General features: G+C 62.0%; 12 protein-coding genes. 3 read left to right on the plus strand and 9 right to left on the minus strand.

Going from position 1 to position 16241, the window contains the following annotated elements; genetic code table 11:
* Nucleotides 1–37: 37 nt before the first annotated feature.
* Nucleotides 38–511, plus strand: a complete 474-nt coding sequence (locus CO656_RS16505) for a MarR family transcriptional regulator (RefSeq protein WP_037414095.1) — start codon at nucleotides 38–40, stop codon at nucleotides 509–511.
* Nucleotides 512–596: 85 nt separating this feature from the next.
* On the opposite strand, the gene CO656_RS16510 is transcribed toward CO656_RS16505, so the two are convergent.
* The 7 genes from CO656_RS16510 to CO656_RS16545 all read right to left on the minus strand — a co-directional run bounded on the left by CO656_RS16510 (nucleotide 597) and on the right by CO656_RS16545 (nucleotide 11556).
* Complete coding sequence (locus tag CO656_RS16510) at nucleotides 597–2792, minus strand: esterase-like activity of phytase family protein (protein WP_097526436.1); 2196 nt, start codon at nucleotides 2790–2792, stop codon at nucleotides 597–599.
* A 298-nt stretch (nucleotides 2793–3090) separates the two neighbouring features.
* A complete protein-coding gene (gene hupB, locus CO656_RS16515; RefSeq protein WP_037389073.1) occupies nucleotides 3091–3363 on the minus strand; it encodes a DNA-binding protein HupB in 273 nt (90 codons plus the stop codon).
* Between the two features lie 219 nt (nucleotides 3364–3582).
* Nucleotides 3583–6000: an endopeptidase La gene (gene lon, locus CO656_RS16520; RefSeq protein WP_097526437.1), complete on the minus strand. Its 2418-nt coding sequence runs from the start codon at nucleotides 5998–6000 to the stop codon at nucleotides 3583–3585.
* A 542-nt stretch (nucleotides 6001–6542) separates the two neighbouring features.
* Nucleotides 6543–7820, minus strand: a complete 1278-nt coding sequence (clpX, locus tag CO656_RS16530) for an ATP-dependent Clp protease ATP-binding subunit ClpX (RefSeq protein WP_018239383.1) — start codon at nucleotides 7818–7820, stop codon at nucleotides 6543–6545.
* Between the two features lie 286 nt (nucleotides 7821–8106).
* Nucleotides 8107–8739, minus strand: coding sequence for an ATP-dependent Clp endopeptidase proteolytic subunit ClpP (gene clpP, locus CO656_RS16535; RefSeq protein ID WP_097526438.1), 633 nt, complete (start codon nucleotides 8737–8739; stop codon nucleotides 8107–8109).
* A gap of 281 nt (nucleotides 8740–9020) precedes the next feature.
* Complete coding sequence (locus CO656_RS16540) at nucleotides 9021–10580, minus strand: phospholipase D family protein (RefSeq protein ID WP_097526556.1); 1560 nt, start codon at nucleotides 10578–10580, stop codon at nucleotides 9021–9023.
* A 118-nt stretch (nucleotides 10581–10698) separates the two neighbouring features.
* Nucleotides 10699–11556, minus strand: a complete 858-nt coding sequence (locus tag CO656_RS16545) for an endonuclease/exonuclease/phosphatase family protein (RefSeq protein WP_097526557.1) — start codon at nucleotides 11554–11556, stop codon at nucleotides 10699–10701.
* Between the two features lie 183 nt (nucleotides 11557–11739).
* Here CO656_RS16545 and CO656_RS16550 point away from each other — a divergent pair, with 183 nt between their 5' ends.
* Nucleotides 11740–12987 carry a cytochrome P450 gene (locus CO656_RS16550; protein WP_097526439.1) on the plus strand — a complete coding sequence of 416 codons (1248 nt, stop codon included), beginning with the start codon at nucleotides 11740–11742 and terminating at the stop codon, nucleotides 12985–12987.
* An 83-nt stretch (nucleotides 12988–13070) separates the two neighbouring features.
* Nucleotides 13071–14261: a NosD domain-containing protein gene (locus CO656_RS16555; protein ID WP_097526440.1), complete on the plus strand. Its 1191-nt coding sequence runs from the start codon at nucleotides 13071–13073 to the stop codon at nucleotides 14259–14261.
* 21 nt (nucleotides 14262–14282) lie between these two features.
* Here CO656_RS16555 and CO656_RS16560 read toward each other — a convergent pair whose 3' ends face one another.
* Nucleotides 14283–14627: a cupin domain-containing protein gene (locus tag CO656_RS16560; protein WP_097526441.1), complete on the minus strand. Its 345-nt coding sequence runs from the start codon at nucleotides 14625–14627 to the stop codon at nucleotides 14283–14285.
* 315 nt (nucleotides 14628–14942) lie between these two features.
* Nucleotides 14943–16223 (minus strand): O-acetylhomoserine aminocarboxypropyltransferase, encoded by a 1281-nt coding sequence (locus tag CO656_RS16570; RefSeq protein WP_097526558.1) that lies wholly within the window; start codon nucleotides 16221–16223, stop codon nucleotides 14943–14945.
* Nucleotides 16224–16241: the final 18 nt, after the last annotated feature.

Here is a 16241-nt window from a genome sequence, read left to right on the forward strand (position 1 = left end):
ATTTGACATGGCACCTCACCATATCGCAACGGCTTTCATGAAGAACACATTCGAAGTCTCCGACAAACTGTTCGAACTCTACCATCGCGTCCATCGCCTGGTGAACGAGTCGATGACCGAGGAAGGTGTGTCACTTGCCCGAAGCAAGTTCCTGTTCTTCCTGAGCAAGCTCGGCCCGTGCCGCTCGACCGACATCGCCTGCGCGTTGAACTTCGCCCCCAGGACCGTGACGGAGGCGATCGACGGGCTGGAGCGCGATCGCCTGGTGATGCGCAAGCCCGATCCGGACGATCGCCGCGCCAAGATCGTCTCGATTACCGAGACGGGCCGTGCCGTCCTCCAGGCGGCGGAACATCCGCGCAAGCAGCTTATCGAGGAAATCTTCTCGGCGCTCGACGACGAGCAGCTCGATCAGCTCTACGACATCGTCAGCAGGCTCGTCGACAAGACCGACGAGATCCGCAAGCGCAAGGAAGCGAAGGAAGAGGCAGACATCGCTGCCGCGCGGTAACCCCGCAGGCACAACCGAACTTGGTACAAAGGAAGAGGCCGGGACGTCATGCCCCGGCCTCTTCCGTTTTCTCCTGGCCCGACGCTTACATCGCGTTGATTGCGCCGATGGAGAAGAACAGGGTCTCGCCGGACGAGTCGTCGACGCCGTCATTGTCGGTAACGACATAGCCGTTTCCAGCGGCGTCGACCGTGAAGCCCTCCACCTTGTCGACTACATAGCCGTTCAGCAACTTCAGGTCAGGAATGAGGTCGCGCACCTCTTCCTTTTTGACGGCCGGCAGTTCGCCGCCGAGCGCAGCGGGCTTCAGCTCGGTGAGCGCCACACGATAGAGCTTCTTGAGCTTCGCGGCTTCGCCGATCAGATTGTCGCGCTCGATCAGATAGGCATAGTCGCCGTGGACGGAGATCTCCGAAAGACCGACCCAGCCGGCTTCGGACTTGTCGAGCGGATAGCGCACTGCGCCCCACTCTTTCGTCGCCGGATTGTAGGCGACGAGCTTGACGAAGCCCTTCTCGTCGTCCTTCCACTCGCGCTGGACCGCCATCCAGAGCGTGAGGCCGTCGCCTTCGCCGACCGCGGTGATTCCTTCGAAGCCGGAGCGGATTTCGTTGGCGCGCAGCTCCGCCGGAAGAGCGATCTCCTGTTTGATTTCGCCCTTCTTGTTCACGTGAAGGAGTGCGTGGCTGTAAAGCTTGTCCGAGTCGCCTTCCGACGCCAGCCAGAAGCCGCCTTCGCCATCATTGGCAATGCCTTCGATATCGAGCTTTTGCGCGGCTGCGCCATCGCGGGTGATCGGCAGTGCCTCGGTGATCACCGCCGGCTTCTGCGTCGCGTCGATCGCAAAAATCGTCGGCTGCGACGAAAGAACGGAGTCGTTCACCGCCCGCAGGAAGCCCGGCTTGTCGCCGACGGCCGCCAGGCCGGAAAGGGCGCCGAACCCGATCGGCAGACCGTCCTTCTCGGCGGAGCGAATCTGCGGGTAGATGGCCTCCCCCTCGCCGCGCGCGTAAATCATCACATGCGCCCGCGCGCCGCCGTCCTCGACGAGATCGACCTCGTTGGCGGTGGCGAACAGATTGCGGCCGGGAATGGCGACCGCGCCCTCGGGCGAAACCCCGGACGGCAGCAGCTGCAGCAGTTGCGGCTCGGCACCGGTGTCCTTGTAGACGCCGACGATCGAGGCGCGCTCGGAAAGCACGAAGAACAGCTTGTCGTCGCCGTACTGCGCCGTTTCCATGCCTTCCGGCTCGATGCCCTTCGCCGAAGAGCGCTTTTCCGGGTAATGGCCGACGGCAGCGATGGCGTGCTCCAGGCTTGCACCGGACTCGAACAGCACCTTGCCGGTGACGTCGAAGATCGTGAAGCCGCGCGAGCCGCCTTCGTAGTCGCCCTCATTGGCGACGACCAGACGGTTGTCGTCGAGCCACTTCACGGCATCCGGCTCGCGCTTGACGCCGGTCAGATCGCTCGCAAACGAAATGGCGCCGTCACGCTTCGCGTCAACATTCTTGAGGTCCGCCGTACCGGCGGAAAAATGCGCCCTCACGGCCGCTGATTTGCCGTCGATGATCACGATGTGATTGTTTTCCTGCAGCGTCAGCGCAATCTCGGCCTTGCCGTTGAACGCGACGAATTCCGGCTCCGGATCGTCGCCGGCGACTTCGGCAAGGCCGGTGAGCGTCACATGCTTGATCGTCGCGCAATCGGCAACGCCGTCCTTCAGCGACAGGATCACGAGATCGCCGGCCGGCAGCTGCGGGATCTCACCGTCGTTGACGTCCTCGTCGCGCTCGTTCTCGATGGCGATCGCCGCCAGCGTCCGGTCCTTGTTGACGGTGACGGAATCCGGCTGGCCACCGAGATCGCAGGTGGCGTCGATCTTTTTCGTCGCGACATCGACGACGGCAAGCAGGCCGGAGGTCTTGGTGAAACTTTCACGGGTGTTGACGGCGACCAGCGCCTTCGGGCCGGCGACAGCGACCGACGTCGGCTCGCCCTCGAAGGAAACGATGCCGCCGGCCTTCGGCGCGCGGGCGTCGGTGATATCGATGAAGCCGATACGCTTGCCGGGGCTGTCCGTATAGATGAGCGTGTTGCCGTCCTCGCTGGCGGCAATGATTTCCGCTGAGGTCGGTGCCTTTTGGTCGGCGCCTTCGGGCAAGTTGCCGGCGACCGCAAAGGATGCAATGCGGTTAAAGACCTGTTCGGCCTGAGCGGCCGGCGCCGTCGATGCGGCGAGTGCCGCCGCCAAGGCGGCTGTGATGGAAAAAGCCCTCATTTATCCCTCCTGTCGCGGCGCGCGCCCGGAGATCAGGCCTTCCGACACCGCGTTCGCGTCCGGAGTCGCAATTCGTCCACCTCCGGATGGGAGGCTTGTGCAACCGTCCTGTAACAGCCCGATGACAGCGGAGGTTAAATGAAAAGAGGCCCGGATCGACCGGGCCCCAATCAACCTGCCGGCGATCCTGGAAGGAAGGCGGCAGATGGAACATGAACTTGCTTGCGGCCTCTTTGGCGTCGCCGCCGACCCGGACCGCGCGGCATCTCGAGGCCCTTTCGGACCTCGACACGTCCGATTAGTTGACGGCGTCCTTCAGGCCCTTACCGGCCGTGAACTTCGGCACGTTGCGTGCCGGGATGTCAACTTCCGCACCCGTCGACGGGTTGCGGCCCTTGCTCGCTTCGCGGCGGGTCACGGAGAAGTTGCCGAAGCCGACGAGACGAATGTCGCCGCCGTTCTTCAGTTCACCCTGAATGGTCTCAAACACTGCATCAACAGCGGAAGACGCATCGGCCTTGGAAAGACCGGCCTTCTCGGCAACGGCAGACACGAGCTCATTTTTGTTCATGTTTCCACCCCTTTCATATTGGTTCGAAACGACTGTCTTCTTAAGCCGCGGCCGCTTGCGCACAGCCACGTCTTGCCATTCCCAATTGCGCCGAATCCCTTGAAATGCAAGGCTTAGAGGGTGCTTTTACAACAGAAAAGACCGGCAAATGGCCGGTCTTTTCCGTTTTTTTGGCAAAGGGCGCAACGGGGACACAGTCCCTCCCCTATTTGCGCGTCCTCAGTGGGCGATCGAGGTGCCCGCCTCGTCCTGCGAATCGACCGGCGAAATGGTGCCGGCATGGCTTGCCGGGTCCCATTCAATCGGCTCGGGACGCCGCGTCAATGCGTGCTCGAGCACCTCGCCCATCCGCGAAACCGGGATGATTTCGAGGCTGTTCTTCACATTGTCCGGGATCTCCGCAAGATCCTTGGCGTTCTCTTCAGGGATCAGCACCTTCTTGATGCCGCCACGCAGAGCCGCCAACAGCTTCTCCTTCAAGCCGCCGATCGGCAGGACACGGCCGCGCAGGGTGATCTCGCCGGTCATCGCCACATCCTTGGAGATCGGAATGCCGGTCATCACCGAAACAATTGCCGTCGCCATGGCGACGCCCGCCGACGGGCCATCCTTCGGCGTTGCACCTTCCGGCACGTGCACGTGGATGTCGCGCTTGTCGAAGAGCGGCGGCTCAATGCCGAAATCGATCGCACGCGATCGGACATAGGAGGCCGCCGCGGAAATCGATTCCTTCATGACGTCGCGCAGGTTGCCGGTGACCGTCATGCGGCCCTTGCCCGGCATCATCACGCCTTCGATCGTCAGCAATTCACCGCCCACCTCGGTCCAGGCAAGACCCGTGACAACGCCCACCTGGTCGTCGCGTTCGGCTTCGCCATGGCGGAAGCGCGGCACGCCGAGATAGTCGGGGACGTTCTCGGCCGTCACTTCGACCTTCTTGGTCTTGCCCTTTAGGATCTCGGTCACGGCCTTGCGCGCAAGCTTCATCAGCTCACGCTCGAAGTTGCGAACGCCCGCCTCGCGCGTGTAGGTCTGGATCACCGCCATAAGCGCGCCGTCGGTCACGGAGAACTCGTTCGGCTGCAGCGCATGATCGCGAATCGCCTTCGGCAGCAGGTGCCGCTTGGCGATTTCCAGCTTTTCCTCTTCCGTGTAGCCGGCGATGCGGATCACTTCCATGCGGTCCATCAGCGGCGCCGGAATGTTCAGCGTGTTCGCCGTGGTGATGAACATCACGTTCGAGAGGTCGTACTCGACCTCGAGATAGTGATCCATGAAGGTCGAGTTCTGTTCCGGATCGAGCACTTCGAGAAGCGCCGAGGACGGATCGCCGCGGAAGTCCTGGCCCATCTTGTCGATCTCGTCGAGCAGGAACAGCGGATTGGACCGCTTGGCCTTCTTCATCGACTGCACGACCTTGCCGGGCATGGAGCCGATATAGGTGCGGCGGTGGCCACGGATCTCGGCCTCGTCACGCACGCCGCCGAGCGCCATGCGGATATATTCGCGGCCGGTCGCCTTGGCGATAGACTTGGCGAGCGAGGTCTTGCCGACGCCCGGAGGGCCGACGAGACACAGGATCGGGCCCCTGATCTTCGCGGAACGGGCCTGCACGGCGAGATACTCGACGATACGCTCCTTGACCTTGTCGAGACCGAAGTGATCGGCGTCCAGCACCTTTTCGGCGTGGTTGAGGTCCGTCTTGATCTTCGACTTCTTGCCCCAGGGCAGGCCCAGGAGCCAATCCAGATAATTGCGCACGACGGTCGCTTCGGCCGACATCGGGCTCATCTGGCGCAGCTTCTTCAGCTCCGCATCGGCCTTTTCGCGCGCTTCCTTGGAGAGCTTCGTCTTAGCGATACGCTCCTCGATTTCGGCCATCTCGTCGCGGCCGTCTTCGCTGTCGCCGAGCTCCTTCTGGATCGCCTTCATCTGTTCGTTGAGGTAGTACTCGCGCTGTGTCTTCTCCATCTGGCGCTTAACGCGCGAACGGATGCGCTTTTCCACCTGCAGAACCGAGATCTCGCCTTCCATGAAGCCGAGCGCCTTTTCAAGGCGCATCTTCACGCTGGTCGTCTCGAGCATTTCCTGCTTCTCGACGATCTTGATCGACAGGTGAGAGGCAACCGTGTCGGCGAGCTTGGAATAGTCGTCGATCTGGCTGGCGACGCCGACGACTTCCGGCGAAATCTTCTTGTTCAGCTTCACGTAGCTCTCGAATTCGGACACGACCGAGCGGCTCAGCGCCTCGATCTCGACCGGGTCCTCTTCCGGCTCGCGCAACACATGGGCGACCGCTTCGTAGAAGTCGTCGCGGGAGGTGTAGCGATCGATCTCCGCCCGTGCACGCCCCTCGACGAGAACCTTGACGGTGCCATCGGGGAGCTTCAGGAGCTGCAGCACGTTGGCGATCGTTCCGACGCGGTAGATCGCGGAGGGTTCCGGATCGTCATCCGTCGCATTGATCTGGGTCGCCAGCATGATCTGCTTGTCGGTGCCCATGACCTCTTCAAGCGCCCGGATGGACTTCTCGCGGCCGACGAATAGCGGCACGATCATATGCGGGAAGACCACAATGTCGCGCAACGGCAGAACCGGATAGGTCGCGCTTTCGGCCGGAGACGTTTTGTTCGTCATGTCTTTTCCTTTCCGTCCCGATTTCGGGCCCGTTCCCGGGAGCCTCAGCGGCACTCCCGGCTGTCAAATTTCCTTCACGAAAGTGGAGTGCAACAGGGGCCATTTCAAGGCCGGGCGCAATCTCCGCCTCCGTGGACAATTCTTGTTTTCTACGCTGAGAGGCTGATGCCGGCCTTACGTGGCCCCCCGACTCCGGCACCCAAACGCGTTCATTGAATCGTCGTATCATCGCGTTGTTGCGGAGGTTTCGCAATATTCTATTCGATTGACCCCAATCATTTTGGGGCGAAATTGCGAAGGGCTCGATCCGTCCTCATGAACGCCGCGGATGAGAAATGGCCGGGCCGGCGGCTTCACATCTTCGCGAGCAGCAAAAACCTGCCGGCGCGCACAAAAAAGCCCGCACTAGGCGGGCTCTCCCTGCACCGTAGAGTGCTACTGCATGTGTCCTTAAATCGTCCTCGATTTAAGGACACAGACATGCAGCAATTCAACGTGCTACAGCGGCCTTTGCGCGTAAAGACGCGCGGCGCTGTGGGTAATCAAGCCGAGACGTTGGTCTTCTCCTCGGAGCGATCCGAGTAGATATAGAGCGGTCGTGCCGTTCCCTTGACCACTTCGTCCGAGATCACCACTTCGCGAACGCCCTCAAGCGTCGGCAGTTCGAACATGGTGTCGAGCAGGATCTTTTCCATGATCGAGCGCAGCCCGCGCGCGCCCGTCTTGCGGACGATGGCCCTTCGGGCGATTTCGCGCAGCGCGTCCTCGTGGAAGGTCAATTCGACGTCTTCCATCTCGAACAGCCGCTGGTACTGCTTGACGAGCGCGTTCTTCGGCTCCGAGAGGATCTGTATCAGGGCATCCTCGTCCAAATCCTCGAGCGTGGCGAGAACCGGAAGACGGCCGATGAATTCCGGAATGAGGCCGAACTTGACTAGGTCTTCCGGCTCGAGATCGCGCAGCACTTCGCCGACCCGGCGATCTTCCGGTGCACGAACCGTGGCGCCGAAGCCGATCGAGGTCTTCTCGCCGCGGGCGGAGATGATCTTGTCGAGGCCGGCGAAAGCGCCGCCGCAGATGAACAGGATGTTCGTCGTATCCACCTGCAGGAATTCCTGCTGCGGATGCTTGCGGCCGCCCTGCGGCGGAACGGAGGCGACGGTACCTTCCATGATCTTCAGAAGCGCCTGCTGGACGCCCTCGCCCGAAACATCGCGGGTGATCGACGGGTTGTCTGACTTGCGCGAAATCTTGTCGACCTCGTCGATGTAGACGATGCCGCGCTGGGCGCGCTCGACATTGTAGTCGGCGGCCTGGAGCAGCTTCAGGATGATGTTTTCGACGTCTTCGCCGACATAACCCGCTTCCGTCAACGTCGTGGCGTCGGCCATGGTGAAGGGAACGTCGATGATACGGGCGAGCGTCTGCGCCAGATAGGTCTTGCCGCAGCCGGTCGGGCCGACGAGCATGATATTCGACTTGGCCAGTTCCACGTCGCTGCTCTTTGCCGCATGGGCAAGGCGCTTGTAGTGGTTGTGCACGGCGACCGACAGGATGCGCTTCGCCTGCTGTTGCCCGATGACATATTCGTCGAGAACCTTGATGATTTCCTGCGGCGTGGGAACGCCGTCGCGGGACTTGACCATCGAGGTCTTGTTCTCTTCCCGGATGATGTCCATGCAGAGTTCCACGCACTCATCGCAGATGAATACCGTGGGCCCGGCAATCAGCTTGCGCACTTCGTGCTGGCTCTTGCCGCAAAACGAACAATAGAGGGTATTCTTCGAGTCACCGCCGTTGCTACCGCTGACCTTGCTCATTTTCACTTCCTTCCAGCACGCCGGACACCTTCGGAAAGATATCACGGACCAGTCAATTCGCCTTGCGCACAGCAAGCAGCGCCGCGCAAGGTTCCTGGGAGTACTCACCGCCTCAGGGCAATGCCTGATTTCGGTTGCAACGACTCTCCCGTCGAAATCCGAATGCTATACCCTAAACACCGGCACAGCATTAACGGTTCATATTAACGGCTTTGCCCTTCCGATAAAGCCCTCAGCCGTTACAATTGTGTCACATTCGCGTCTGCGGCGGCAGACGCGCCTGGCTTCAACCCTGTTCGCCGCCCTCCGCGGCTTCGCGCGAGGTGATCACCTTATCGATCAGGCCCCAATCGAACGCCTCGTCGGCACTCATGAAATGATCGCGATCGAGCGTCTGCTCGACTTCCTCATAGGTGCGGCCGCAATGCTTGACATAGACCTCGTTCAAGCGGCGCTTCATCTTGAGGATGTCTCTGGCATGCCGTTCGATGTCGGAAGCTTGGCCCTGGAACCCGCCGGAGGGCTGGTGCACCATGATGCGCGCATTGGGCGTCGCAAAGCGCATGTCCTTGTGGCCGGCCGCCAGCAGCAGCGAGCCCATCGACGCTGCCTGGCCTATGCAAAGCGTCGAGACCGCCGGCTTGATGAACTGCATGGTGTCGTAGATCGCCATGCCGGCCGTGACGACGCCGCCCGGCGAGTTGATGTAGAGGGCGATTTCCTTCTTCGGATTTTCCGCTTCCAGGAAGAGCAATTGCGCGCAGACGAGCGTCGCCATGTGGTCTTCGACCGGGCCCGTAAGGAAGATAATGCGCTCCTTGAGCAGCCGCGAATAGATGTCGTAGGACCGTTCGCCGCGGTTGGTCTGCTCAACAACCATCGGCACAAGAGCCATGGCCGTATCAACTGGATTTCTCATATCGAACCTTCATAGTCGGGCCCGCAATCCCTTCGCGGACCGGGAATCATCGGATAAGCCTCAGTCCTTACATAGAGTGTCAATGCCCTTCACTTCAAGTCGCGAACATTCGATAAGCTTAATGGTCGCAGCGCTTGGAACCAACGTTTTTCATTGACCCCGTCGTCCTGCCGATAAAAAACTTTTCAAGGTCCGCCACCCGATGGCACCGCCATTTCAGCCTTGCTCACAGGCATTCGCGGCGTCGGGGTAAACGATCCGTAAAGCTGATGCCCCGGCTGTCAGAGTTGGGATTCGAGCGGCAGGAAACGGATCGCTCCGGCAATCAGGCGACGGTGGGCGCCGGCGTCGGGCTCGCGCGCGAGCAGCCGGATCGCTCCGTTCGCCCGGTCGCGCCAGACGAGCCTTCCGCCTTCGAGTGCCAGCCGATAACTCCTCTCCGGCAGCGTCTCCTCGTCGAAGATGGACTGGAGCTCGTCGGCGAGCGCCGCGTCGGAGAAGATCACTCCCATCTCGGTGTTGAGGGAAGCGGAACGCGGATCGAAATTCATCGATCCCACATAGCCGAACCTGCCATCGACGACGAAGGCCTTCGTGTGCAGGCTAGCATTGCGGGCGCCGAACAGCGACATGCGATGGCGGTCGATCACCTCGCCGTATTCCTTGAGTTCATAGAGCTCGATGCCCCCCTCAAGCAGGCCCTTGCGATACTTCATATAGCCGCCGTGGACGGCTGCGACGTCCGTTGCGGCAAGCGAGTTCGTCAGCACGGCCACGCGCACGCCTTTCTTCGCGAGCGCCGTCAGCTGGCGCGTTCCCTCAGCCCCTGGAATGAAATATGGCGACATGATGCGCAGGTCGCGCTCGGCGTCGTTGATCAGCGGAAAAAGCTCGCGCAGCAGCCAGTTCTGCCGCTTCTGCAGCAGGGCCTTTTCGGGCGGGTCGAAGGCGAGCCGGACGCCGTCGCTCCGGTGAAGCCTGCGGCCGCCCCAGTAGAGATCCGCTCCGGCGTCGGCGTCACTCACTCTTTCCAGATAGAAGCGTGCCGCCGCGGTGCGCGCCAGCGTATCGAGTGTTTCGCAGAGCGCCGGCAGGTAGTGCTTGCGCGGCGTCCGGAGTGCTGCGATCGGCAACACGGATGCGCTGTTCCAGTATTGGTCGAACATCGCCGTGGCCTGATCGGCGACGGGTCCCGTGAGCCAGACATCCAGGTCGCGGAAGTTCGACAGTTCGGCCGCATCAAAATAGGCGTCGCCGATATTGCGTCCCCCGGCGATCGCTACCCGGCCATCGGCAATCCACAATTTATTGTGCATGCGCCGCGTCGCGCTCAAGGCGCGCACCGCCATTTCAAAGCCGCGGCGGAACCGATCGGTGCGCGCCCGGCTGGGATTGAACAGGCGCACGTCGATATTCGGATGCGCGTCGAGCGCTATGCAGAGCCGGTCGTGGATGCCGGCATTGATGTCGTCGAGCAGCAGCCGCACCCTCACGCCCCGGTCGGCCGCCTTGATGATCTCGCGGGTGAGGAGAAAACCTGTCAGCTCGTCCTTCCAGTAGTAATATTGCAGGTCGAGACTGCGGCCAGCGGCGCGGGCGGAATGGGCACGCGCGACGAAGGCCTCGATGTTGTCCGAGATCAGCGCAACGGCGCACTCGCCGGGACTGGCGGAAAGAAGCGAAGCAACGCTTGCATCGATCCGGGTCGGCTTGCCGCCGAGAGGCAGGGCGAAGGACCTGGGGGCCTGCGGACGGCGCCCGAACACGCCGTAGACATATAATGTCGCGGCGGCGACAAGAACCAGGAGAACGGCAAGAAAGAACGCAATCCAGAAAAACATCCACGCCGTCCACAGCATCGGCTGCGTCCTCAGACTCGCCGCGGCTCCTTTAACATCTTGGGTTCTCGACCAATTCTACTTGAAATCGAACCCGATTTAAGAGGCTGTTCGGACGGCTTCACGCCGACTCCAGGTCGATCAACCCTGCCCGGTTGTCGGTGCCGCCGTCCTTGAGAGCAGCCTTGAGATCGATCGACGCCTTCACCGGAAGGTGATCGGACGCCACCCGCGCCAGCGGCGTGTCGTGCACCGACACCGACGTCACGAGATGATGCGGATTACCAAGCACGCGATCGAGCGGCAACAGCGGGAAACGCGATGGAAAGCTCGCAACTGTCGCATGGGTCGGGTCGAAAATGGGACTGAGGAAGCTCAGCGAAGAACGTCTACCCATGCGCCACTCGTTGAGGTCGCCGATGAGCAGCGTCGGCCGGCCGACGCCGTCGGCCGCAACCCGCAGGATACTCTCCGCCTGCCGCGCCCGGGAGTGGCGCAACAGGCCGAGATGGGCGGCGATCACCCGCAGCGGTCCGGCCTTGAGATCAAGATCGACGACCAGCGCGCCACGCGGCTCGACGCCCGGAAGATTGAGCTGCCGAACGTCGGATACGGCGCCTTCCCTGAGCAGGAGGACATTGCCATGCCAGCCGTGCCCCTTTTCCGAGAAAGGGGAGATCGGCACCGAAACAAGATGGGCCTCGCGTCGCAGATGCTCGAGATCCAGGAGCCCGGCGCGTTCGCCAAACCGCTGGTCGGCCTCCTGGAGCGCGACGATATCCGCGCCGATCTCGGTGATGACCTGAGCGATGCGGCCCGGATCGAAGCGCCCGTCCGTGCCTACGCATTTGTGGATATTGTAGGAGGCGATCACGATATCGCCACGGCTCACGGCCGCGTCGCGATTGACCACGGTCGGCCGCCGTTTCCGGATCGCGGCCATGATGCCCGCGGAAAAACTGCCTTGCGTTTTTGCCATGCCGCTCCCTGCTGCTGCCGCATCATGCTCAATGAGATCAATCATTGCCACTGAAAAAGTCGATATTGCGGATGTTGTTCCTTGAGGCCGATGCCGATCGATTGCTCTTGCCGCAGTCCCGCCCGGCGCAATAGAGATGGGGGTGGAAGCATCAGCCTGCCTATTTATCGAGAGCCCGATATCATGTCTCCAGCCCCCGGCATTACCATCGACGGCCCCGCGCGGCGCGTTTCTCTCGACGTTCGCAACCCCGACTTTTTCCGCAATCCGCTGCCGGCCTATAGCGCACTCCATGCGCAATGTCCGGCCTTCTTCTGGGAAGAACCGCAACAGTGGTATTTCGCAGGCTACGACCAGGTGAACGCCCTTCTGCGCGACCGGCGCTTCGGCCGGCAGATCCTGCATGTGGCGACGCGGGAGGAACTCGGCCAGCCCGCACCGAAATCGCATCTCAAGGATTTCGACGCGCTCGAAGAACATTCGCTGCTGGAGCTCGAGCCGCCGGCCCATACGCGGTTGCGCACGCTCGTCAACCGAGCCTTCGTTTCGCGGCAGATCGAGCAGCTTCGGCCGGATATCGAAACGCTCTCGCATGCGATCATCGACGGCTTCGAAAAGGACGGCGAGGTCGAACTCTTGAAGACCTACGCCGAGACGATCCCGGTCACCATCATCGCCCGCATGCTCGGCATTCCGGTCGAGAGCGCTCCTCGCCTCCTCGACTGGTCGCACCGGATGGTGAAGATGTATGTCTTCAATCCAAGCTTCGAGACCGAACTCGACGCCAACCGGGCTTCCACCGAATTTGCCGCATATCTGAAGGATATCATCGCGGAGAAGCGCGTCAGTCCGGCAGACGACCTGCTGACCCATATGATCAGCTCGGAGAAGGACGGCGAGCGCCTCTCGGAGGCCGAATTGATCTCGACGACGGTGCTGCTTCTGAACGCCGGTCACGAGGCGACCGTGCACCAGATCGGCAATGCGGTCAGCACCATCCTGAAATTCGACCTTTCTCCCGACACGCTGTTTGCGAGCGAGGAAGCGACGGCTCGAACGGTGGAAGAATGCCTGCGCTTCGCCGCGCCGCTCCATATCTTCCAGCGCTACGCCCTCTCGGATATCGGACTGGAAGACGGCATCTCTCTCAGGAAAGGCGACAAAATCGGCCTGATGCTCGGGGCGGCCAATGTCGATCCGCGCAAGTTCACTGCCCCGGACACGTTCAGGCCGGACCGCAACGAGGGCGCCAATGTCTCCTTCGGCGCCGGCCTGCACTTCTGCATCGGCGCGCCGCTCGCACGGCTTGAACTCAATCTTTCCCTGCCGATCCTGTTCCGCCGCCTGCCCGGGCTGCGGCTCAAGCGCGAGCCGCCGGTCAAGGACAGCTTCCACTTTCACGGGCTGGAGCGGCTGGATCTCGTCTGGTAGCCGGAAAGGCACACCTTCGTTCAGAGTCGATTAAGCATAAGGCCCTATTCGGCTCTGAACGGAACCGTCACAGGAGCCTGCCGATGTCGCCGATCAAGTTCACAAGCCTGGTTCTCCTCAGCCTTGCCTTGAGCGGCTGCCAGAGCGAGCTGGCAACAGTTGCCGACGCAGCTTTCAGGAATCCGCCCCTGGTCGCGCAACCTGACACGGGCCGGCCAACCACGCCCACAACGCCAGCCGACCCGCCGACACTTCCCTCCCCTCCGCCAGTCGAGACTGTCGATGCCAAGCCGGGCTGCGACGCGGAGGTTCAATCCAAGCTGAAGGCGCCCGGAACCAATCCGGTGACACTTGCCTGCAGCCTTCGGCTGACCTCTGCCGATGTCATCACCCATCCACTGGTCTTCGAGGGAAGTGCCGCGTCCGGATCGGTGCTCGACTGCGGCGGCGGAACGCTCGATGTCAGTGCAGGTCAATCGCGCAAGGAGAAGACCGCTGTCGCCGTTCGCTCCAGGAAAGCGGGCTCCGGCCCCTGGGATGCGCCGTCGAACGTGACGATCCGCAATTGCAGGATCAAAGGCTTCGTCCGCGTCTACGGCCTCGGCGAGAACGCCAACGGCGGGACCATGAAGGCATCATCGCGCAACCCCGACCACACGGCTTTCGCCCAGGCATCGGCTCCGAGGAACGTGCGGCTCGAAAACATCGCCTTCGACGCTCCGGATGGAATACCCTTCTATGTGGGGCCCGGCGTCACCAACGCGGCTCTCGTCAACTCGCAGATCGACGGCCGGTCGACGGCCGTCGCCGTCTATCTCGATGCGGAGTCCGCCAACAACACGATCAGCAACAACGTCTTCGGGATCTCCACGGAGAAGCGCGAATTGATCGCCATCGACGGCTCGGCGAACAACCGGATCACCAACAACATCTTCGAGCGCTCCGACAATGGCGGCATATTCGTTTACCGTAACTGCGGCGAAGGCGGCGTCATCCGGCACCAAAAACCGCAGCACAATCAGATCGTCGGCAACACCTTCCGCTACCGGTCCTCATTCCTCGCCCGGCCGGCGGTCTGGTTGAATTCCCGCAACGGCAGCAGCAGCTATTGCTTCACGGACCCGGCCTACCCCTTCGGCAGCAGCGCCAGCAATCGCGATTTCGCGCAGAACAATGTGGTGCGCAACAACAAGCTCGAAGGCGGATCGGACAGCCTCATCCGCAATGACGATCCCACCAACGACATCAGCGCGAATACCGCGACCGGCGGATAGGCGGTCGAAAACCGCCGCGCGTCAAAGCCGGATCACGTAATCCTTGCGGGTCGTCTCGACGACCTCCCAGGTTCCGGCAAAACCCGGCCGCAGCACTAGGCTGTCGCCGGGCTTGAGGTGCATCGGCCCGCCGCCGTCCTCCGTCACGACCGAATGGCCGGAGAGGACGTGGAAATACTCCCATTCGTCATAGACGATACGCCACTTTCCGGGTGTCGCCTCCCAGATGCCGGCATAGAGCCCGTCCGGCGCTTCCTCGAAATTCCAGGTGCGGAACTCCGGGTTTCCCGAAATCAGCCGATCGGGCGCCGGGGCACCGATTTCCGGCTCAACCGAAGCAAGGTCGAATTTCAGCACGTAACTCATGAGCCCCCTCCGTCGCAGCGGCGCGTCCGTCGCCGGTTCAAATTGCAGTTCCTCGCATACGACGCGGCCCGATCCTACGACTCTGAATTCAAATGCAGGAATATGCTTCGTTCACCTGCGCTCATGGCAGGCTCGGCGGCGAGATGAACTGATAATAGGCCCACACCAGGACCAACGCGGCTATAACCGCGATCCAGATAAGCGCTTTCCGCTGCAGTGGGCTGGCAGTCCTCTGCTCCTGCTTTGGTTTCCGTCGTTCGAACTTAACGATATTGTCGTGGCTCATGTCATACCCTCAGTCGGCGGTGAATCTCGTCAAATTGCTGCAAGCGCCTGCTCCAGGTCGGCGATGATGTCGTCGACATCCTCGATGCCGATCGACAGCCGCACGACGTCGGGACCCGCCCCGGCCGCGACCTGCTGTTCGGGCGTAAGCTGCCGATGGGTCGTCGAGGCGGGGTGAATGACCAGCGAACGGGTGTCGCCGATATTGGCAAGATGCGAAAACATCTCGAGGCTCTCGACGAAGCGCTTTCCCGCCTCGTACCCGCCCGCGAGACCGAAGGTGAAGACCGCGCCCGCCCCTTTCGGCGAATAGCGCTTCTGAAGCGGATGGTTCGGGTCGTCCTCGAGCCCGGCATAGCGCACCCACGAGACTTTTTCCTGCCGCTGCAGCCACGCCGCGACGGCGAGCGCATTGTCGCAATGGCGCTGCATCCTCAGCGGCAATGTCTCGACGCCGGTCTGGATCAGGAAGGCGTTGAAAGGCGAGATCGCCGGACCGAAATCCCGAAGTCCCAGAACACGCGCGGCGATCGCAAGGGCAAAATTACCGAAGGTCTGGTGCAGCACGATCCCGCCATATTCCGGACGTGGCTCGGAGAGAAGCGGATATTTCCCGGATTTCGACCAATCGAACGTGCCGCCATCGACGATGATCCCGCCCATCGAGTTGCCGTGGCCGCCGATGAACTTGGTCAGCGAGTGGACGACGATATCGGCCCCATGCTCCAGCGGCCGCACCAGATAGGGCGTCGCCATCGTGTTGTCGACGATCAGCGGCAACCCGTGCCGACGCGCGACTTCGGCAATCGCGGCAATATCGACGAAGATGCCGCCGGGGTTGGCAAGGCTTTCGATGAAGATCGCTTTGGTCTTCTCGTCGATCTGCGCCTCGAAGCTTTCGGGGTCGTCGCCATCGGCCCAGCGCACCTGCCAGTCGAAGGACTTGAAGGCCTGGCCGAACTGGTTGACGGAGCCGCCGTAAAGCTGCCTTGCGGCGACGAAATTGTCGCCCGGACTCATGATCGCATGGAAGACGAGAAGCTGGGCCGCGTGCCCGGAGGCGGTGGCCAGCGCCGCCGTGCCGCCCTCGAGCGCTGCGATGCGCTCCTCCAGCACCGCCTGCGTCGGGTTCATGATGCGGGTGTAGATGTTGCCGAATTGCTGCAGGCCGAAGAGCGCCGCCGCGTGATCCGCGTCATTGAAGACGAAGCTCGTCGTCTGATAGATCGGCGTCGCCCGCGCGCCGGTCGTGGGGTCGGGCTGCGCTCCCGCATGGACGGCGAGCGTGCTGAAGCCGGGGCCGGTCTTCATCATTCCTAACTCCATGGT

Source organism: Sinorhizobium sp. FG01 (assembly GCF_002531875.1).
Lineage (GTDB): Bacteria > Pseudomonadota > Alphaproteobacteria > Rhizobiales > Rhizobiaceae > Sinorhizobium > Sinorhizobium fredii_C.

Coding starts and splice junctions, on each gene's coding strand:
- hupB (WP_037389073.1), bottom strand. CDS start 3,363: ATGAACAAAAATGAGCTCGTGTCTGCCGTTGCCGAGAAGGCCGGTCTT.
- lon (WP_097526437.1), bottom strand. CDS start 6,000: ATGACGAACAAAACGTCTCCGGCCGAAAGCGCGACCTATCCGGTTCTG.
- CO656_RS16555 (WP_097526440.1), top strand. CDS start 13,071: ATGTCGCCGATCAAGTTCACAAGCCTGGTTCTCCTCAGCCTTGCCTTG.
- CO656_RS16570 (WP_097526558.1), bottom strand. CDS start 16,223: ATGAAGACCGGCCCCGGCTTCAGCACGCTCGCCGTCCATGCGGGAGCG.
- clpX (WP_018239383.1), bottom strand. CDS start 7,820: ATGAGCAAGGTCAGCGGTAGCAACGGCGGTGACTCGAAGAATACCCTC.
- CO656_RS16545 (WP_097526557.1), bottom strand. CDS start 11,556: ATGGCAAAAACGCAAGGCAGTTTTTCCGCGGGCATCATGGCCGCGATC.
- CO656_RS16540 (WP_097526556.1), bottom strand. CDS start 10,580: ATGTTTTTCTGGATTGCGTTCTTTCTTGCCGTTCTCCTGGTTCTTGTC.
- clpP (WP_097526438.1), bottom strand. CDS start 8,739: ATGAGAAATCCAGTTGATACGGCCATGGCTCTTGTGCCGATGGTTGTT.
- CO656_RS16550 (WP_097526439.1), top strand. CDS start 11,740: ATGTCTCCAGCCCCCGGCATTACCATCGACGGCCCCGCGCGGCGCGTT.
- CO656_RS16510 (WP_097526436.1), bottom strand. CDS start 2,792: ATGAGGGCTTTTTCCATCACAGCCGCCTTGGCGGCGGCACTCGCCGCA.
- CO656_RS16505 (WP_037414095.1), top strand. CDS start 38: ATGAAGAACACATTCGAAGTCTCCGACAAACTGTTCGAACTCTACCAT.
- CO656_RS16560 (WP_097526441.1), bottom strand. CDS start 14,627: ATGAGTTACGTGCTGAAATTCGACCTTGCTTCGGTTGAGCCGGAAATC.